Below are 19,461 nucleotides of genomic sequence, written 5' to 3' on the forward strand. Positions count from 1 at the left end.
CAGCCGGTTTTCAAGGCACCTTGGCCAGCCAGTCTTGTGTGCCGAACTTTTCCTGGATCAGGCGTTCGGCTTGGGCCAGTTCATCGGCGGTCAAGACGTCATCCCGCAAGCCGTTGCGCTGCCGGAAAGCATCCAGCATGCGGGCAATGACGGCCTCTCGGGCCAAGCCCGTCTGGCTGCGCAGCGGATCCACCCGTTTGGCGGCAGAGGTCGTCCCTTTGTCCGACAGCTTTTCCCGACCAATGCGCAAGACCTGCAGCATCTTGGCGGCATCGATATCGTAGGCCATGGTCACATGGTGCAGCACCGCGCCGCCCCGGCGCGCCTGGGCGGCGCCGCCGATCTTGCCGCCTTCGGATGTGATGTCGTTCAGCGGTTGATACCAGGCTTTGATGCCCAGATCCCCCAGCGCCTGCAGCACGAAAGCATCCATATAAGCATAGGCGTCACGAAAACTCATGCCGTCCACCAGAGACAACGGCGCATAGATGGAATAAGTGATGGTATTGCCGGGCTCTACAAACATGGCGCCACCGCCGCTGATGCGACGCACCACCTGAATACCGTGCGCCTGGGCCGCATCCGCGTCTACTTCGTTTTTCAAAGACTGGAAGATGCCGATGATGACGGCAGGAGCCGCCCATTCCCAGATACGCAAGGTCGGCGCCCGACGCCCGGCGGCGACTTCGTCCAGCAGCACCTGGTCCAAAGCCATATGCTGCAGCGGCATCAAAGGTGCAGGATGCAGCAGCCGCCAATCGAAATCGGTCCAGTGACTGCGCGCAGAGGTGGTGTCGCTCATGCCAGCGCCCTCTGGATCACGACCGCAATGCCTTCCGCCGTCAGGCCGAACATCTGCACATCGGGGTTCAGGGCCTGGTTCACCGCCTGCGCCAGACCCGCCGCATCGGTGTGCGCCAGCAGTCCTTCCAATGCGGCATTGATGGCGTCCAGCGCCTCGGGGGGTTCCAGGAAGAAATCCCCCGACAAACGAACATTTTGAAGGCGGCCAGCCGCCACCTGCAGATCGACCACGACCAGTTTGCCGCCCGGAATCTTGTATTCACCGTGCCCAGGCTCAGGCCTCAGATTTGCGTCATTCATCTGTTTTCCCGTCTCTTGCGTGGGCTAAGATTGAAGCCTCACTGCACTGCCGCCATTATGACCGCGATCACCCCCGAAAAACAGGATTCCCCCCACGCGCAACCGGCAGAACCCCAGGCAGTCCCGCACCGGGGCTGGATCCTGACGGCGCTGATGCTGACCATGTCGCTGGCGGCCATGGACATCACCATCGTCGCCACTGTCATCCCGCAGATCGTCGGCGACCTGGGGGGATTCGACCGCTTCACCTGGCTGTTCTCCATCTATCTGCTGGCCCAGACCGTCACCATCCCCATCTATGGCAAGCTGGCGGACCTGTATGGCCGCAAGCCCGTGCTGATCGGCGGGTCCGCCCTGTTTCTGCTGGGGTCGGCCGCCTGCGCCCTGGCCTGGGGCATGATCCCGTTGATCGTCTTTCGCGCCATCCAGGGCCTGGGGGCCGGGTCCATCATGGCCACGGTCAATACCTTGGCAGGCGATCTGTATTCGACTCGCGAACGCGCCCGGGTGCAGGGCTGGCTGTCCAGCGTCTGGGGCATTGCCGCCATCGTCGGCCCCACCCTGGGTGGCGCTTTCGCCGAATACGCCACTTGGCGCTGGGTCTTCCTGATCAATCTGCCCATCGGCCTGGCCGCCATTGTCCTGATCGCCCGCTATCTGCACGAACAGGCGCCCGCCCGCCAGCACGCCATCGACTATGCCGGCGCCATCCTGATGATGCTGACAGGCGCCTTCGGTGTCTTCGGCCTGCTGCAAGGCGGCAATGCCTGGGGCTGGCTCTCCGCCCCCAGCCTGGCGACCTTTGCCTTGGTGGCCGTGCTGATGATCGCCACCGTGATGCGGGAACGGCGCGCTGCCGAGCCCATCATGCCCGGCTGGGTCTGGCGCCATCGGCTGATGCTGGGGTCGAACTTGGGGGTGCTGGGCATGGGCTTGGTCATGATGGCGCCGGGCACCTACTTGCCGGTATTCGCTCAATCCGTCATGGGTCTGGGGCCGATCAGCGCCGGTCTGGTGCTGGCCAGCATGAGTCTGGGCTGGGTGGCGGCATCGGCCTGGTCGGGACGCCTGTACCTGAGATTCGGCTTCCGGGACACAGCGCTGTTTGGCGGCGTGCTGATCCTGCTGGCGGTCCTGGGGTTCGTCTGGCTGCCGCCGCAACCCGCAAGCTGGCTGGTCACGGCGGATCAGATCCTGCTGGGGGCGGGCTTTGGAATGCTGTCCACACCCTTGCTGGTCGGCGTGCAGTCTGTCGTCCCCTGGCATCAGCGGGGCGTGGCGACCAGCGCCAATATGTGGTCACGCTACCTGGGCCAAAGCCTGGGGGCCGCCGTGGTCGGGACACTGTTCAACAATGCCATGCGCGACGCGCTGGACGCCGCCCCGGCTGCGCTGGACGGCGCCCTGCCCGGCGTGAATGGCGCGATCACGGCGCTGCAGACAGGACCGGCCGCATCCGCCAGCCGTCACTATCTGCTGGCGGCCTTTGATACGGCGACGCATCAGGTCTATGTGGGGATGATCGGCATTGCGCTGCTGACGCTGCTGGCTGTGCTGCTCATGCCGCGACACATCGACTAGGCGACCTGCTGATCAGGCTGCCTGGCTCACGCACAACAGATCCGGCAGATCCCGCAGCACTGTCTTGGCATCCAGTGAGCGCAGCGGCACGCTTGCGTCAGCCGGAATGCGGCCATCGACCTGCAGCATCTGGTAGCGCAGACAACAGACCCGCAGAAATGAGGTGAAGTTGCCGGTTTCGCCCCGATATTCCAGCAATTCGTCGTACAGGCGCTCGATCAGCTGCGTCACCCGCATGCCGTCGCGCTGCGCGATGTCTTCCAGCACTTGCCAGAACAGATGCTCCAGACGCACGCTGGTCGCCACGCCGTGCAGACGCAGCGAACGGCTTTCACTATCGTAGGACCGGGGATTGGCCCGGATGAAAATTTCACACATAGCACAGGCTCCTGAACAGGCGCTTCATCTCCTGATTGTAGAGACTGGCGCCGGTTCCAGGAATCAGTGCTGGATACGTGTGCCCAACACCGTCAGGAACTGAGCGATCCAGGCGGGGTGCGCAGGCCAGGCCGGCGCCGTCACCAGATTGCCATCCGTATGCGCCTGATCCACCGCGATATCGGCATATTGGCCGCCCGCCAGGCGGACTTCCGCTGCGCAGGCCGGATAGGCAGAACACGTGCGGCCCTGCAGCACGCCAGCCGCTGCCAACAGTTGGGCACCATGACAGATCGCTGCGATGGGCTTATTGGCCTTCTGGAAGTGCCGCACGATATCCAGCACACGCTCATCCATACGCAGGTATTCCGGCGCACGCCCCCCGGGAACGACCAGGCCGTCGTAGCTTGTCGCATCCACGGCATCGAAATCCTGATTCAGCGTGAAGCGGTGTCCGGGCTTTTCGCTATAGGTCTGGGCGCCGTCGAAATCGTGCACCGCCGTCGCAACCCATTCGCCCGCTTTTTTGCCGGGGCAGACTGCATCGACATGGTGACCTACCGCCAGCAAGGCCTGGAACGGCACCATGACTTCATAGTCCTCGACATAGTCGCCTACCAGCATCAACAATTTCTTGGCCATCATCTGTCTCCTGTTTCGAGTTATGGATAACAGGGTCATTGTGATGCTTTCGTTGGGGAGCCGGGTGGTATGCCTGTACCGCCTGCTGCAAAAGAGAAAAGCCATGTAAACATTATTTACATGGCTTCATTTCAATTGGCGGACAGGGTGGGATTCGAACCCACGGTACGGGGTTACCGTACGCCTGATTTCGAGTCAGGTACATTCGACCACTCTGCCACCTGTCCGGGTCACTGCGGTCAAGTCGGGCATTCTAGCACGGAATGCGTGCAGCCAAAATGCGCCGGCCACAACGCTGCCAGCGTCAGCGTCTGATACCAGGATTGTCCAAAGCTGACAAACCGCCTATAGTGAAAGCAGGCATGACAAGCTGCTGGAGGACATCATGAACATCCAAGCATTGCGCTTTGTGCTCGACATCGACGGCAACGGCGCCATCGCCGGTTGGGAAATCATCGATGCCCTGAAATGGGGATTCTCCCTGCCCGGCCGCTTGCTGGTCGAAGGCCTGGGCAACATCCCCATCATCGCCGACACCTTCAACATCCAGGCATCCGCCGCCACGGGCTACGCCAGCTTTCACAGCCTATTGGCCGCCGGCTCCAATCTGCTGTTCTGGGTGCTGCTTCTGTACGGCTTGACCCGCATCGGGGCGCGGCGCAGCACAGAATCCGCCGCCGAACCGCCTGCCACCCCAGGCCGGTCCCGTTACCGGGGTCCGCAGCCTAAAAAACACCATAGCTGACGACAGCGGATCGGCGTACCAGCGTCTGCTTATGCGCCGATCACTTCCAGCCCCCCCATATAGGGGCGCAACACGGGCGGGATGAGCACACTGCCGTCAGCCTGCTGATAGTTTTCCAGCACGGCGACCAAGGCACGCCCTACCGCCAGCCCCGAACCATTCAGGGTATGCAGGTATTCCGGTTTGGCCTTGGGGCCCTCGGGGCGGAAACGTCCCTGCAGGCGGCGGGCCTGGAAGTCCAGGCAGTTGGACACAGAGGAAATTTCGCGCCAGGTGTTCTGCGCCGGCAGCCAGACTTCCAGGTCATAGGTCTTGGCCGACCCGAATCCCATATCGCCTGCGCACAGCAGCACAACCCGATAGGGAAGCCCCAGCGCCTGCAGCACATGCTCGGCATGACCGACCATGTCATCCAGCGCCTGCCAGGACTGTTCGGGATGCACGATCTGCACCATTTCCACCTTGTCGAACTGGTGCTGGCGAATCAGGCCGCGCAGATCACGGCCGCCGCTGCCGGCTTCCGAACGGAAGCACGGCGTATGCGCCGTCAGCTTCAGCGGCAGATCCTGCGCATCCAGGATGCGGTCGCGCACCGTGCCGGTGAGCGGAATTTCCGCCGTCGAAATCAGGTACAGGTCTTCGGCTTGGCCCTCGTCGTCGGGCGTGCTGCCCTGCCCGCCCCGGGTCACCGAGAACATATCGTCCTTGAACTTCGGCAACTGGCCGGTGCCAAACAGCGTGGAACTGTTGACGATGTAAGGCGTATAGCATTCCTGGTAGCCATGCTCGCCCGTCTGCAGATCCAGCATGAATTGCGCCAGCGCGCGATGCAAGCGGGCGACAGGACCACGCAACATCATGAAGCGCGCGCCCACCAAAGACCGGGCCGCCTCGAAATCCAGGCCCAGGGGTTCTGCCAAGGCCACATGGTCCCGCGGCTCAAAGCCCAGACTGGCAGGGTTGCCGGCGGCATCGGCTGCGCCCGGCAGCCAACGCCGCACTTCGACGTTGTCGGCCTCGGAGACCCCATCGGGCACGCTGTCATCCGGCAAATTGGGAATGGTCATCAGCCACTGGGACAATTCCTGCTGCACGTCGCCCAGGTCCTGCTCCAGGGCCTTCAGGCGATCAGGAATTGCCTGGGACTCCGCCAGCACGGCGGACGCATCCTGGCCCTGGGATTTCAATTGGCCGATCTGCTTGGCCAGCGCGTTGCGGCGGGCCTGCAATTCTTCCGTCTGCACCTGGACGGCCTTGCGGCGGGCTTCCAGTGCATGATAGCGGTCCGTATCGAAGCTCAGGCCGCGACGGCCCAAGGCGTGCACGACGCGGTCCAGGTCCTTGCGCAGCAGATTGGTATCTAACATAGTGGTGGGCAGGTAATGGAAATCCCGAGTATTGTATTAAATTAAGCCATCGGCATTCCGATATCCGGTCTGATCACCGCGCAGCAAGCGCCTGACGGGCCAGCCAGCCCGCTATTTGACGGCTCAGAACACACCCCATGCAGGACACCATCCGCTATATCCCCGCTGCAGAATTGACGGCATCCCCCTGGAAAAACGGCGGCGGCACCACACGCCAGATCGCCATTTTCCCGGCGAACGCCACGATGGATGATTTCATCTGGCGCATCAGCGCTGCCGACGTCGCCGCCGACGGGCCTTTTTCCTATTGGGAAGATATCGATCGCATTCTGGTCCTGACCCAGGGCGGCCCGATGCATCTGCACCGGCCGGACACTGGCCAGGACACCGTGCTGGAGACCGGCGCACGGCTGTATTTCGCGGGCGAAACCCCTTATATGGCCACCCTGCGGACAGGCCCAGCCAGAGACTTCAACCTGATGTTGCGCCGCAAGCAGGCGCACGGCTGCGTCGACATGCGCAGCGGCCCCCAGAAGCTGCCCTTGCGGCCGGGCGACACGATCCTGCACTGCGTGCAGGGGCGATTCCAGACCGGACTGCCAGCCCATCTGGGGGGCGATCGCATCCTGGAGCCGGGAGATACCCTGCACATCACGCTGGATTACGTGCCGTTCTTTCCCCTGATCCTGACCCCGCTGACGCCGGATGCGCGTCTGGCCGACGCGCGGGTGAATCTGTATCCTCAGCGATAGACCGGCAAGACATCCAGCACGTCGGGCGACAACAGATGAAAGCCCGCTGCCAGCACGCCATAGATCAGCACGATCCAGACCAAGCCCGCACGGCTGCTGCCCGCCTTGAATTCCATCAAGGCCGGGATGATCACCGACCAGATGGCCGCCGCAAAACCGGCAAAGCCGATCGCCATGATGAAACCATCCGGAAAAACCGCGCCGGCCAGCACCGGCGGAGCAAAAGCCACCAGCGCCGTCTTGACCCTGCCGGACAAAGTATCGTCGAAGGAACAGGCGTCGGCGATATAGTCGAACAAGCCCAACCCGGCGCCCAGGAATGACGTCACCACAGCCAGAAAGGCAAAGACCGACACCGTCCGCCCCAGCCACGCATCGGCGCGCACCTGTTCCACCGCCGCCAGGTAATGGCTGATATTGCCCCCCTGCGCGTACACCTGCCGCATGTCGTCGCGTCCCAGCACCCCGAATCCCATCAGGATCCAGGCGGCATAGAACAGCGCCGCAATCAGCAGGCCATAGGCGATGCAGCGACCGATGCGACGTTCATCGGGGCCGTAGTATTTCACCAGACTGGGCACGCTGGCATGAAAGCAGAAGGACGTCAGGAAATACGGCAGGGTCGCCAACAGATACCAGGCCTTGGGCAGTGCATCGGGCGCTGCGAACGCGGCATCCTGCAAATGGCTGGTCTGAAAGGCGGGCAGCATGCCCGCCAAGGCCGCGACGAAAGCGATCACCATCCCCGCCATCAGCACGACCGAGAGGCGATCCACGACGCGAGTGCTCCAGAAGATGCAGCCCGCCAGCAGCAGACCGAAGCACAGGCTGACCAGCCCCTGCGGCCAGGACAGGCCCAGGCTGTGTTCCAGCGTGGCGCCGCCCCCGCTGGTATAGGCATACATCAGCATGTACAGCACGAAGCCGACGGACAGCCCGTTCAGCAGATTCCAGCCCCGCCCCAGCGTGCCGCGCACGACAGTATCGAAGCTGGCGCCAGGGGCGTAGCGCAGATTCGCCCGCAGGATCATCAAGGCGCTGGCCCGCATCATGCAAAACGACAGGGCCAGCACGATCAAGGTCCATCCGGTCCACATGCCCGCCGCGATGATTGGCAGCGTCAGCATGCCAGCGCCGATCACGGTACCGGCAACGATCATGGTGCCGCCCAGGATGGATGGCGAGGAATGCCCCGGATGCGGGGCGGTCTTGCGATTCAACAGTGTTCTCCAGGGCCTGCTTCCGTCAGGCGAAGGCGGGATTGTAGAGTACCTGGCCGTCGCGCCGCGCTACCCATCCAGCGCCTTATCCGCCGCCGCCTGCGCATGAATCGCCGTCGTATCGAACAGCGGCACGCGGGCGTCCTGCGGGCCGACCAGCAAAGAAATTTCCGTGCAGCCCAGGATGATGCCCTGTGCGCCTTGATCAGCCAGTTTGTGCATCACGGCGCGGTAGGCTTGGCGTGACGTGTCTTCAATGCGGCCCAGGCACAGTTCTTCATAAATGACGCGATGCACCAAGGCCCGGTCTGCGGAGTCCGGCACCAGGACCTGAATGCCGTGCTGATCCTGCAGGCGATCACGGTAAAAGGGCTGCTCCATGGTGAATGCAGTACCCAGCAAACCGATGCGGTCCAGACCCGCCTGGCGGATGGCGGCCGCCGTCGGATCGGCGATGTGCAACAACGGAATTCGGACGGCGGATTCGATGGCGGGCGCAACCTTGTGCATGGTGTTGGTGCACAGTACCAGGAAGTCGGCGCCGGCCCGTTCCAGCATTCGGGCGGCATCCGCCAAAATGGCGCCCGCGGCATCCCAGTCGCCGGCATGCTGCAGCCGTTCAATCTCGGCGAAATCCACGCTATACAACACGATTTTGGCGGAATGCAGGCCGCCCAGCCGCGTTTTGACGGCCTCGTTGATCTGACGGTAGTACGGCACGGTGGATTCCCAGCTCATGCCGCCGATCAGGCCGATAGTTTTCACAGGCTTCGTCACATTTCACCCTGTACTGATTTTTTATTGGAAAGAGCAGCTGCCCGGATCAATCCCGTGTGTCTTCATCCCACTGGCGCAGTTGCGCCAATTTTTCACCGATTTTCAGCTCCAGGCCACGGGGCGCAGGTTGATACCAGCCAGGCTCCGGGATGCCGTCGGGCAGATAGGTTTCCCCCGCCGCATACGCATTGGGTTCATCATGGGCATAGCGGTACGCATGACCATAACCCAGTTCCTTCATGAGCTTCGTCGGCGCATTGCGCAGATGCACCGGAACCTCGCGGCTCTTGTCCTGCTTCACGAAAGCCCTTGCCTGGTTGTAGGCCATATAGCCCGCATTGCTCTTGGCGGCGACCGCCAGGTAGATGACGGCCTGTCCCAAGGCCAATTCGCCTTCGGGACTGCCCAGCCGCTCATAGGTCAGCGCAGCATCGTTGGCAATCTGCAGGGCGCGGGGGTCAGCCAGGCCGATGTCTTCCCAGGCCATGCGCACGATGCGGCGCGCCAGATATCGCGGATCGGCGCCACCATCCAACATGCGGGTCAGCCAGTACAGCGCGGCATCGGGGTGGGATCCGCGCACGGATTTGTGCAAAGCGGAAATCTGATCATAGAAATTGTCGCCGCCCTTGTCGAAGCGACGGGCGTTCAAAGTCAGGGCGTTCTGGATGAAATCGGCATCGATCCGGCTGACGCCGCTGGCGCCTGCCGCCGTCTGGCACTGCTCCAGCAGGTTCAAGAGCCGCCGGGCATCGCCATCGGCATAGCCCACCAGCGTATCGACCGCCAGATCATCAAACACCAGATCGCCCATGGCCTGGGACTGCGCCCGCTGCACCAGATGGCGCAATTCCTCTTCCGACAAAGGCTTCAGCACGTAGACCTGGGCGCGCGACAGCAAGGCGGAATTGACCTCGAAGGACGGGTTTTCCGTCGTCGCGCCGATAAAGGTCACCAGACCGCTTTCCACAAAAGGCAGCAAGGCATCCTGCTGGGACTTGTTGAAACGGTGGATTTCATCGACGAACAGGATGGTGGGCTGGCCCTGCATCTGATGCTGCTCGGCCTGCGCCATGGCGGCACGGATGTCCTTGACGCCGGAAAACACCGCCGACAAGGCGATGAAGGCGCAATCGAAGGCTGTGGCCATCAGCCGCGCCAGCGTGGTCTTGCCCACCCCCGGCGGCCCCCAGAAGATCATGGAATGGGGTTTGCCGGACTGAAAGGCCAGACGCAGCGGTTTGCCCTCGCCCAACAGGTGGGACTGGCCGATGACCTCGTCCAAGGTGCGGGGGCGCAGGGCCTCGGCCAAGGGCGCATGCGCTGAACCGACAGGCGCGCCCCTGCTGCCGCTGCCGGACGGCAGAGGCGCCCCCCCCAGCAGATCCCCCTGGGTCGCCATCAGTTCATCTTGACCAGATCCGCGCCCTGAGGCACCGTGAACTGGAACTGGGAGGCAGGGATGCCGGGATTCGCTTTCAAATCGGTAAAGGTGATGCGCGAAGTCTGACCAAAGGCATCCAGCAATTCCAGGCGTCTGGGCAGGCCATCGGCAAAGCCGATATCCACGTGGGTAAAGCCCGCGTCCGGGGTCTTGGGCGCTGCGCGCAGCCACTGCAAGCCATCGCGGTCAGGCTGGGCCTGCACTGTAAAAGCATCGTCCAGCGACCCGGAACCGAACAACAGCGCCGCCGGCGATGCGCCGATCGCCTGCCCGGCCTTGCGTTCCGTGACCTGCTCCAGGTCCGGATCGTACTGATAGACACGCTGTCCATCGGACACGATCAGCTGGGCATAGGGTTTGACGACCTGCCAGCGGAATTTGCCCGGGCGCTGAAAGGCGAAAGTCCCTGTCTGAACGCGCTCGACGCCATTCTGGGCGGCTTGCGCCTGCTGGAACTGGCCCGTGGCGGACTTGACCTTGTCGACGAAGGTCTGCAGCTGCACCTGAGCCGTATCCACAGCCCAGGACACGCTTGGCAGCCCGGTCAGGCCAGCCACCAAGACAGCCGCCGCCAACATGCGGCGGTGACGCGGAAAATCAATATTCATATTGGTCACTCGTTCTCGGCGGCTTGGGCCGGCACCAGAATATCGCGATTGCCGTTGGGCTGCTGCGGGCTGACGAGCCCGCTGCGTTCCATCTGTTCCAGAATCCGCGCCGAACGGTTGTAACCGATGCGCAGATTGCGCTGCACGAAGGAAATCGAAGCCCGGCGGCTGCGCAGCACGACTTCGACGGCCTGATCGTACAGCGGGTCGTTTTCCTGATCCGCGAAGCCGGTGACGGAGCTGAGGCCATCGCCGGTTTCACCCTCCAGAGCGCCCTCCAGCAGACCTTCGATGTAATCGGGCTCGCCTGCTTCCTTCAGGGAGTCGACCACGCGGTGGACCTCGTCGTCATGAACGAAAGCGCCATGAACGCGGGTGGGTACGCTGGTGCCGGGCGGCTGATACAGCATGTCGCCCTGACCCAGCAGGGTTTCCGCGCCCATCTGATCCAGGATGGTGCGGGAATCGATCTTGGACGACACCTGAAAGGCGATGCGAGTAGGAATATTGGCCTTGATCAGACCCGTGATGACGTCCACGCTGGGGCGCTGCGTCGCCAGGATCAGGTGGATGCCGGAGGCCCGCGCTTTTTGCGCCAGGCGGGCGATCAGTTCCTCGACTTTTTTGCCCACCACCATCATCAGATCCGCCAATTCGTCGATGACCACGACGATCATGGGCAGGGTGCTCAGCGGTTCGGGCGCATCCGGCGTCAAGGAAAAAGGATTGGGGATCGGCTGTTCCTGTTTCTGCGCTTCGCGGATCTTGGTATTGAAGCCGGACAGGTTGCGCACCCCCAGCTTGCTCATGAGCTTGTAGCGCTTTTCCATTTCGGCCACGCACCAGTTCAGCGCGTTGGCCGCATGGCGCATATCGGTGACCACGGGCGCCAGCAGATGAGGAATGCCTTCATAGACGGACATTTCCAGCATCTTAGGGTCGATCAGGATCAGGCGCACCTGACTGGCATCGGCCTTGTACAGCAAGGACAGGATCATGGCATTGATGCCCACGGATTTGCCCGACCCCGTCGTGCCGGCCACCAGCAGGTGGGGCATTTTCGCCAGATCAGCCACGACCGGGTTGCCCGCGATGTCCTTGCCCAGCGCCATGGTCAGCAGCGAGGCGCTGCTGTGGTAGACCTGGGACCCCAGAATTTCGGACAGGCGCACCATCTGGCGACGCGGATTGGGCAGTTCCAGGCCCATCAGGTTTTTACCCGGAATGGTTTCCACCACCCGGATGCGCACCAGACTGAGCGCTCGCGCCAGGTCTTTGGCCAGATTGACGATCTGGCTGCCCTTGACCCCGGTGGCCGGTTCGATTTCATAGCGGGTGATGACCGGGCCGGACTGGGCCGACACCACAGTGACGCTGACACCGAAATCCGACAATTTCTTTTCGATCAGGCGCGAGGTGTATTCGATGGTTTCCGGCGAGACGGTTTCCTGGGCCTGTTCGACGGGATCCAGCAGGGACAGGGCCGGCAGGCCACCCTGGGCCGGGTCCTCTTTGACGGTGAACAGCGCCTGCTGCTTTTCCTGCTGTACGCGCGGGGATTTGGGTACCGTCGTCACGGTGGGCTCGATGCGCACCGGCTGCTCGTGCACCAGCTGCGTCTGGCGGGTCTCGACCAGTTCCTGGCGTTCCGCCTGCGCGGTCATACCGGCCCGGCGGTCCTGCCAGGCGTTTTTTAAATCCAGCAGGCGGCGCGCGCCCGATTCCAGATAGAACCCGACCCGTTCGGACACATTCAGCCAGGAAAACCCGAAGAACAGGCTGGACCCCATGACGATGAAGGCCAGCAGCAACAAGGCGCCCCCTGCCTGGCCCGCTGTTTGGGCCAACAACCCCGCCAGCAGATGACCCAGCTGTCCGCCCGCGCCGGCGGGCAGCGCAGCCCCCCAGCTTTGCAGGCGCAAGGCCTCGATACCCATGCAGCCCAGAAACAGCAAGGTGAACCCGATGCCGACTTCCCAGCGCACCCGCGGCAGCAGTTCGGGGACTTTGGATGGCAGCACCACACGGGTCAGGCGATAGAACCCGGCCGCGACGTGGCGCAACATCAGCAGCACCCACAACCAGGCCGATGCGCCAAACAGATACAGCATCAGATCGGCCACATAGGCGCCGAACGTCCCGCCCCAGTTCTGGGTGGCGCCGATGGTCAGGGAATGCGACCAGCCCGGATCGGACCGGTGCCAAGTCGCCAGGACCAGGATCAGCCAGCCGGCCACTGCCGCCAGCAGGATCCAGCGGGCCTCGCGCAGCAAACCGCTGAGGCGCACCTGCAAGGGTGAAGGGCCGTTGCGCACATTGCGCGAGGAACGGGAGGAGGTCACCGGAATTCTAGCCATCTCGCCATTATAATTGGCAGGTCGATGATGAATGGATTTTCTGTGATGTCTACTGCAAAACACGCGAAAGTGATGATTCTGGGCTCGGGTCCGGCCGGTTATTCCGCGGCGGTCTACGCCGCGCGCGCCAACCTGTCCCCGGTGCTGATCACCGGCCTGGAACAGGGTGGGCAGCTGATGACCACCACCGAGGTCGATAACTGGCCCGCTGACGTAGCCGGCGTCCAGGGGCCTGACCTGATGCAGCGCTTCATGGAACACGCCCAGCGCTTCAACACCGAAATGGTATTCGACCATATCGCCAGCGTCGATCTGTCCAAGCGGCCTTTTGTCCTGAACGGCGACACGGGCGCCAGCTATACCTGCGACGCCCTGATCATCGCCACCGGCGCCTCGGCGCAATACCTGGGCCTGGAATCCGAACAGTCCTTCATGGGGCGCGGGGTCTCCGCCTGCGCCACCTGCGACGGATTTTTCTACAAGAACCAGGACGTGGTGGTGGTCGGCGGCGGCAATACTGCGGTCGAAGAAGCCCTGTATCTGTCCAACATCTGCCGCACCGTCACCCTGGTGCACCGGCGCGACAAATTCCGCGCCGAACCCATCCTGGTCGACAAATTGATGGACAAGGTCGACAACGGCAATATGCGCCTGAAGCTCTTTCATGAGCTGCAGGAAGTCCTGGGCGACGAGTCCGGCGTCACCGGCGCCCGCCTGGTCAGCACGCAGACCGGCCAGACCGAAGACCTGGCCGTCACCGGGACCTTCATCGCCATCGGCCACAAGCCCAACACGGCCATCTTCGAAGGCCAGCTGGCCATGGAAAACGGCTACATCACGACGCGCAGCGGCCTGCAAGGGCTGGCGACCATGACCTCAGTATCAGGGGTGTTCGCTGCCGGCGACGTACAGGATCATGTCTACCGCCAGGCCATCACCAGCGCCGGCACCGGCTGCATGGCCGCCCTGGACGCACAGCGTTGGCTGGAGAATGAAGGACATTAAGCCGACGCTGGCGGATTTGCGCCGCCTGCGGGCGGCGGCACAAGAAGCGGCGTCATCCCGTGCGACCATCCCGCCTGCTGCCTCCAGCAGCGGGACGGCGGCGGCGCATCACCCCGAGAGCCCGCCGCTGGCTGCCAGCGACCGGGCCCTGTTTCGCCAGGCCATGCGCTTCGTGCAGCCCTTGCCGGACCAGGGACCTCGGGCGCGAGTCCTGCTGAGCCATCTTCCCGACGCCCAGCTGCGGACCCGGCGTGAACACGCACAAGGCGGGCCAGAGGTCCCCCAGTTGCCCCTGCCCCCCCGACAGCGGCATCATCGTCAAGCCGCCTTCGATCCGGAGGCCGGAGAATTCCTGCAGGCGGGCTGCGGGCCGGATCTGCTGCGCGGCCTACGACGCGGAAAATGGATCGCCCAGGCGACGCTGGACCTGCACGGCAGTACTGCCGACGAAGCCCGCGAACGCCTGGACCGGTTCCTGCTGTCCTGCCTGGAACACGGCATCCGCTGTGTGCGTATCATCCACGGCAAAGGCATCGGATCGCGCCAGGGAGAACCCATCCTGAAAGCCGCCGTTCGCCAGCACCTCAGCCGCCTGGAAGCCATCCAGGCCTGGGTCCAGGGCGGCGAGCGCGACGGCGGCGCAGGCGCCGTCACCGCCCTGCTGCGCCTACCAGCCCCCTAACCGCAGGCCCGCTGCCCGCCGTTTTCCGCATGCAGCCCTTTCACATCGGACGCTTGATATTCTTATGAACCCCAGCTGGACATACCTGATCATTGCCATCGTGGCCGAAGTCATCGCCACATCCGCCCTGAAGGCATCCGCCGGTTTTACCCGCCTGATGCCGTCCGCCATCACGATCATCGGCTATGGACTGGCGTTTTATCTGCTGGCGCTGGCCCTGAAAACCATCCCCGTGGGCATCGCCTACGCGGTCTGGTCCGGCGTCGGCATTGTCGCCATCGCCGCCATCGGCTATTTCGTGTTTGATCAGACCCTGGATGCCGCTGCCCTGATCGGCATCGGCCTGATTCTGGCCGGCGTGCTGGTGTTGAATGTGTTTTCGGCAGCTGGCGGGCACTGAATAATGAACAGGGCCGGTGATCAGATCACCGGCCCCGCCAGATTTTCTTTTTTATGGATACTGCCTACAAATGAAAGCGCTATCTGCGCAGCGCCATTGCCCCAAAGGGCTGTCTCCTCACCTGCATGAGCAGCATTATGCAGGTTGCAACACCCGCTGACACCTAGGGAAGTCCCTAGGGAATCCCCTGACGGATTATCGTAGCCTGTGAACAGCGCCTTTTCATCCCACTAGGAACACTCATGGACGCCACCTTGCTGATCGACCGCCGCACACATGATCTGGGAGGCGGACTGATCGTCGGCCGCGTGCTGCCCTACCGCAAACGCCGCATGGTCGGCCCCTTCATCTTCCTGGATCACCTGGGGCCGCTGGATCTGGCGCCCGGCATTCCCAAAGCGCTGGACGTCAGGCCCCATCCGCACATCGGCCTATCGACCGTGACTTATCTGTACAGCGGCGCCATCACCCATCGCGACAGCTTGGGGTTTGAACAGGAAATCCGCCCCGGAGAAGTCAATTGGATGACCGCCGGCAGCGGCATCACCCACAGCGAGCGTCTGGAATACGCCCGCAGCCATGGCGCTCACATGCACGGCATCCAGGCCTGGGTCGCCCTGCCCCAGGAAGCCGAGGAAACCGCCCCCTGTTTTCATCATCACCACGGCCCCGAGCAATTACCGGAAGTCCACGAAAACGGCGTCGCCAGCCGCCTGATCGCCGGGTCCATCGATGGCGACACGGCGCGGGTCCAGACCCATTCCCCCCTGTTCTACCTGCATTGGGAGATGGATGCCGGCGCCCGTCGCAGCCTGAGCGCCCAATACCCGGAACGCGCCGTCTACGTCGCCCGAGGCGAAGTCGAACTGGATGGCTATATCCTGCCCGAAGGCCGGATGCTGGTGCTGGCTGCCGGCAGCAGCGCCCAGATTACCGCACGGCAGCCATCCACCCTGATGCTGCTGGGGGGCGACCCCATCGGCGAACGCTTCATTTACTGGAACTTTGTCTCTTCATCCAAAGACCGCCTGGAACAGGCCCGCGAGGACTGGCGGGCGCAGCGGATGACACTGCCGGTCGGCGACGATCAGGAATTCATCCCGCTGCCGGAAGACCCTCCAGGCAGCAGATAAGCCATCAGGACGGCGGCCATTCGTGCGCCGGACCGGGTCTGCCGAACAGGAACCCCTGGGCCTGCACGCAGCCCATGGCCAGCAAAGTGTCGCGCTGGACAGCGGTTTCCACCCCTTCGGCAACCACATCCAGATCCAACGATTTGGCCAGGCTCAGCACGGCGGATACGATCGCCGTGCTGCGCGGCTGTTGCCCCCGCCCCAAGGGATCGATGAAGGACCGGTCGATTTTCAAGGTCCTGAGCGGGAAACGATGCACGTGGCTGAGCGAGGAATACCCGGTGCCGAAATCATCCAGGGCGATGCGAATACCGGCTTCATGCAGATTGCCCAGAATCTTGCCGGCTGCATCCGGGTCCGACAGCAGGGTGCCTTCGGTGACTTCGATGCAGAGCTGATGCGTTGCAATGCCGGTCTGCGCCATCATGTCCAGCAGACGCTGGGGGAAATTCCGGCTGTGAAAATGATGCGGGGAAATGTTGATGTTCAGCACCTGCTGATCCCCCAGAAAGCCCCGCACCGCCTGGCAAGCCAGACGATACATATGCCAGTCGATGGCTTCGATCAGGCCGGTTTCCTCTGCCGCAGGCAGGAAATCCCCCGGCCCCAGCAGGCCCCGTTCGGGATGCTGCCAACGGATCAAGGCTTCATACCCTGTCACGCTGGCATCGGCCAGACGCACGATAGGCTGAAAATAAGGGACGAACTGGCCGTCGTCCAGCGCCGTACGCATCTGCTGTTCCAGATCCAGCACGTTCATGGCGGACGCATGCAGTTTTTCATCAAACAGGACAAAGCGCTGCCGGCCCGCGGCCTTGGCGCGATACAAAGCCGTATCGGCATCATGCAAGAGTTGATCGACCGTCTGATAGCCCGGATGGCTCATGGCAATGCCGATGCTGACCGACACGTGCAGGGTCCGGTCGTCAATCAGAATTGCCTGGGCCATTTTGGCCTGAATGCGCTGCGCCACCTGGCAGGCTGTAGATGGCTGGGGACAATTTTCCAGCAGAATGGCGAATTCATCCCCCGACAGCCGGCCCACGACGTCGGGCGGTCGCACGCAATCGGCTATGCGCGCTGCGACTTCGCGCAGGACTGCATCGCCTACCAGGTGACCCAGCCCGTCGTTGAACAGTTTGAAGCGGTCCACGTCCAGGTACAGCAGCGCAAAGCGCCCGCCGCGCTGCCGGGCGCTCAAGGCGCGTTCCAGCCGGTCGCGCAGGTATAGCCGGTTGGGCAGGCCCGTCAAAGGATCATGCATGACCTGATGCCGCAGCTGCTGCTGCGCCTGTTCCCGCACCGTGATCTCTTGGCGCAGTTCCAGCGTCCGGTCCAGCACCCGCTGTTCCAGCTGGGCATTCAAGGCCTGCAAAGCCTCGTCCTGCTGACGCCTTTGCAAGGTATTGGCGATCTGATAGGACACGAAGGTCAGCAGATCGGCATCCTGCGGCGTGTAATACAGGTTCTCGCGGTAGCTTTGCACCACGACGACGCCCATGACGCCCTTTGAGCTCAACAAAGGCGCACCCAGCCAGCAGACGGATTCCTGGCCGTAGGTGGCGGCATCTACTTCGCTTCGGGCCATCAAGGCGCTGATTTCCGCCCTGTTCATCAGCACGGTCTGCCCGCCCCGGATGGCGTATTCGCTCATGCCGTCCCCCAAGGGCCGGGTCTCCAATTTTGCGCCGGTGTCGTCCACGTAGTAGGGGAAATCCAGCTGCCGGTGATCCTCCGACACCAAAGCGATATAAAAATTTTCAGCATTGAGCAGCTCACCGACCGCCAGATGGATGCTGCGATAGAAAGTCTCGTTGCCTTCCTGACTATGGCTGAGCGCTGCAATGCGATAGAGCGTCGTCTGCAGATGCGCCGCCCGCTCGCGTTCGAACACCTGTTCCTGCAAGCGGGCATTGACGCTGGCCAATTCCCGGGTACGGTCCGCGACCCGGCGTTCCAGAGCTTCCTGACTTAGTTTTCGCTCGACTGCATTGAGCACGTGCTCGGCGACGAACGCCAGCACGTTCTGATCGGACTGTGTATACCCCCGGCCTGCTTCATAGCTCTGCACCGTCAGAACGCCGAACACCTGGCCATCACGGCGCATCGGCACCCCCATGAAATCCACCGAAGGCGTCCCCACCGCACGGCTGCGATCCAGCCCCAGATCCCGGGCGATTTCATCAGATGCGCCCCGCCGGGGCAGCCCATGGCGGATCAGGGCCAGGGTGATGGTGTTGTGCAGCTGTTCCGCCGTGAATTCCTGGTCAGGCCGGTACAGTTGACCATCCATGACATCGGCAAAATAGATGAAACGGATGGTCTGGCCCTGAGGATCGTACAGGGCGATATAAAAATTTTCGGCGTACATCAACTGAGCGATGATGCCGTGCAGAGCCTTCAGCAGGCTTTGCACGTCCAGCTCCGACGCCGCCATGTTGGCGATAGCGAACAGCGCCCGCTGTAAACGTTCGGATTGCTCCAGCCGCAGCACTGAAGCCTGCAAGCGTTCAACGGCCTGTGTATCTGTCAATTCCCGCTGGTCGTCATGCGCCGCCTGGCGCGGGCGGCTCATGGATTTCCCGGTAGCACTGCGGCTGCTTGGCACGACATGTAAATTTCCCTCCCGGAATCAAGTTTTCAGGGATTCTACAAGGCTGGCCGGAAAATGCGAAGAATCGACCACCCCTGCGCAGCCGTCGCCGCGCGTCGATCCCCTGCTACTGAATCACACGACCAGCCGCTCCAAGGCGCCATTGGCCAGAGCCTGCCGGGGAAGGCCGCCACGCCGCTGCTCAAGCACCAGCTTCAGCCCACCCAACCACGCGCCATGGCCAAAGACCAGCACCGGCCCCGGCGCGGATCTTGCACGATCCCGCACCCGTGTGATGCGGGCGATGAAATCATCCATCGTTTCGCCAAGCGGCAGGCTGTGCAACGCGTTCTCCCAGCCCCCTGGGTGAGCGGCCTCCATCTCGCCCCAGGTTTTACCCTCCCATTCGCCGAAAGCGATTTCGGCCAGATCGGGATCCGCCTCGGCATCGGGAAAACCATGCAGGACCGCCGTCTGGCGCGCCCTGCGCAGGGGCGAGGTCAGAACCAGGGCAAACTTCCGGCCCGCCAGCGCCTGCCGGTTAGCAAGCAGCATGGCAAGATCTTGAGAGCCCATCGGGTCATCCAGCGCAATATCGCGCTGACCCTGTAAACGCCCCTGGCTATTCCACGGAGTCCGGAAATGCCGGATGAACCAAAATTCCGCCATTGCT

Annotated in this window: 19 protein-coding genes and 1 tRNA gene; 7 read left to right on the forward strand and 13 right to left on the reverse strand. The window is 62.9% G+C overall.

The annotated features are described in order from the left end of the window. Positions 1-10 precede the first annotated feature (10 nt). Positions 11-802, reverse strand: coding sequence for a biotin/lipoate A/B protein ligase family protein (locus VDP79_RS02180; RefSeq protein WP_323016603.1), 792 nt, complete (start codon positions 800-802; stop codon positions 11-13). Then, positions 799-1,104, reverse strand: a complete 306-nt coding sequence (locus tag VDP79_RS02185) for a biotin--protein ligase (RefSeq protein ID WP_323016604.1) — start codon at positions 1,102-1,104, stop codon at positions 799-801. The genes VDP79_RS02180 and VDP79_RS02185 overlap by 4 nt, the downstream gene beginning before the upstream one ends. Before the next feature lie 57 nt (positions 1,105-1,161). Here VDP79_RS02185 and VDP79_RS02190 point away from each other — a divergent pair, with 57 nt between their 5' ends. Beyond that, a complete protein-coding gene (locus VDP79_RS02190; RefSeq protein WP_323016605.1) occupies positions 1,162-2,685 on the forward strand; it encodes an MDR family MFS transporter in 1,524 nt (507 codons plus the stop codon). A 12-nt stretch (positions 2,686-2,697) separates the two neighbouring features. Here VDP79_RS02190 and VDP79_RS02195 read toward each other — a convergent pair whose 3' ends face one another. The 3 genes from VDP79_RS02195 to VDP79_RS02205 all read right to left on the reverse strand — a co-directional run bounded on the left by VDP79_RS02195 (position 2,698) and on the right by VDP79_RS02205 (position 3,932). After that, positions 2,698-3,063: a ribbon-helix-helix domain-containing protein gene (locus tag VDP79_RS02195; protein WP_323016606.1), complete on the reverse strand. Its 366-nt coding sequence runs from the start codon at positions 3,061-3,063 to the stop codon at positions 2,698-2,700. A gap of 63 nt (positions 3,064-3,126) precedes the next feature. Next, on the reverse strand, positions 3,127-3,705 hold the full coding sequence (locus VDP79_RS02200) for a DJ-1/PfpI family protein (protein ID WP_323016996.1): 579 nt from the start codon (positions 3,703-3,705) through the stop codon (positions 3,127-3,129). Between the two features lie 136 nt (positions 3,706-3,841). Then, a tRNA-Ser gene (locus VDP79_RS02205) sits at positions 3,842-3,932 on the reverse strand. Positions 3,933-4,090: 158 nt separating this feature from the next. Here VDP79_RS02205 and VDP79_RS02210 point away from each other — a divergent pair. Next, complete coding sequence (locus VDP79_RS02210) at positions 4,091-4,450, forward strand: hypothetical protein (RefSeq protein WP_323016607.1); 360 nt, start codon at positions 4,091-4,093, stop codon at positions 4,448-4,450. Positions 4,451-4,479: 29 nt separating this feature from the next. On the opposite strand, the gene serS is transcribed toward VDP79_RS02210, so the two are convergent. After that, positions 4,480-5,817 carry a serine--tRNA ligase gene (gene serS, locus VDP79_RS02215; protein ID WP_323016608.1) on the reverse strand — a complete coding sequence of 446 codons (1,338 nt, stop codon included), beginning with the start codon at positions 5,815-5,817 and terminating at the stop codon, positions 4,480-4,482. A gap of 137 nt (positions 5,818-5,954) precedes the next feature. Here serS and VDP79_RS02220 point away from each other — a divergent pair, with 137 nt between their 5' ends. After that, positions 5,955-6,569, forward strand: coding sequence for a HutD family protein (locus VDP79_RS02220; RefSeq protein ID WP_323016609.1), 615 nt, complete (start codon positions 5,955-5,957; stop codon positions 6,567-6,569). Here the strand turns inward: VDP79_RS02220 and VDP79_RS02225 are convergent. From VDP79_RS02225 to VDP79_RS02245, 5 genes are all read right to left on the reverse strand, one after another. Beyond that, entirely contained in the window at positions 6,560-7,789 is a 1,230-nt protein-coding gene (locus VDP79_RS02225) for an aromatic amino acid transporter (RefSeq protein WP_323016610.1), read from the reverse strand. The two genes, VDP79_RS02220 and VDP79_RS02225, sit on opposite strands and share 10 nt — an antisense overlap. A 69-nt stretch (positions 7,790-7,858) precedes the next feature. After that, positions 7,859-8,554 (reverse strand): aspartate/glutamate racemase family protein, encoded by a 696-nt coding sequence (locus VDP79_RS02230; protein ID WP_323016611.1) that lies wholly within the window; start codon positions 8,552-8,554, stop codon positions 7,859-7,861. A 58-nt stretch (positions 8,555-8,612) separates the two neighbouring features. After that, positions 8,613-9,968, reverse strand: a complete 1,356-nt coding sequence (locus tag VDP79_RS02235) for a replication-associated recombination protein A (RefSeq protein WP_323016612.1) — start codon at positions 9,966-9,968, stop codon at positions 8,613-8,615. After that, positions 9,968-10,618: an outer membrane lipoprotein chaperone LolA gene (gene lolA / locus VDP79_RS02240; RefSeq protein WP_416233028.1), complete on the reverse strand. Its 651-nt coding sequence runs from the start codon at positions 10,616-10,618 to the stop codon at positions 9,968-9,970. The genes VDP79_RS02235 and lolA overlap by 1 nt, the downstream gene beginning before the upstream one ends. Before the next feature lie 5 nt (positions 10,619-10,623). Next, a complete protein-coding gene (locus tag VDP79_RS02245) occupies positions 10,624-12,975 on the reverse strand; it encodes a DNA translocase FtsK (protein ID WP_323016613.1) in 2,352 nt (783 codons plus the stop codon). A 45-nt stretch (positions 12,976-13,020) separates the two neighbouring features. Here VDP79_RS02245 and trxB point away from each other — a divergent pair, with 45 nt between their 5' ends. The 4 genes from trxB (at position 13,021) to VDP79_RS02265 (ending at position 16,195) form a co-directional block, all read left to right on the forward strand. Then, positions 13,021-13,980, forward strand: coding sequence for a thioredoxin-disulfide reductase (gene trxB, locus VDP79_RS02250; RefSeq protein ID WP_323016614.1), 960 nt, complete (start codon positions 13,021-13,023; stop codon positions 13,978-13,980). Then, complete coding sequence (locus VDP79_RS02255; RefSeq protein WP_323016615.1) at positions 13,967-14,662, forward strand: Smr/MutS family protein; 696 nt, start codon at positions 13,967-13,969, stop codon at positions 14,660-14,662. The genes trxB and VDP79_RS02255 overlap by 14 nt, the downstream gene beginning before the upstream one ends. A gap of 64 nt (positions 14,663-14,726) precedes the next feature. Next, on the forward strand, positions 14,727-15,062 hold the full coding sequence (locus VDP79_RS02260) for a multidrug efflux SMR transporter (RefSeq protein WP_323016616.1): 336 nt from the start codon (positions 14,727-14,729) through the stop codon (positions 15,060-15,062). Between the two features lie 242 nt (positions 15,063-15,304). Beyond that, positions 15,305-16,195, forward strand: a complete 891-nt coding sequence (locus VDP79_RS02265) for a pirin family protein (protein ID WP_323016617.1) — start codon at positions 15,305-15,307, stop codon at positions 16,193-16,195. A 4-nt stretch (positions 16,196-16,199) separates the two neighbouring features. Here VDP79_RS02265 and VDP79_RS02270 read toward each other — a convergent pair whose 3' ends face one another. Both VDP79_RS02270 and VDP79_RS02275 read right to left on the reverse strand, forming a co-directional pair. Then, positions 16,200-18,770 carry an EAL domain-containing protein gene (locus VDP79_RS02270; RefSeq protein WP_323016618.1) on the reverse strand — a complete coding sequence of 857 codons (2,571 nt, stop codon included), beginning with the start codon at positions 18,768-18,770 and terminating at the stop codon, positions 16,200-16,202. 153 nt (positions 18,771-18,923) lie between these two features. Beyond that, complete coding sequence (locus VDP79_RS02275) at positions 18,924-19,457, reverse strand: histidine phosphatase family protein (protein ID WP_323016619.1); 534 nt, start codon at positions 19,455-19,457, stop codon at positions 18,924-18,926. Positions 19,458-19,461: the final 4 nt, after the last annotated feature.

It is taken from the genome of Castellaniella sp. (assembly GCF_034675905.1).
Taxonomy (GTDB): domain Bacteria; phylum Pseudomonadota; class Gammaproteobacteria; order Burkholderiales; family Burkholderiaceae_B; genus Castellaniella.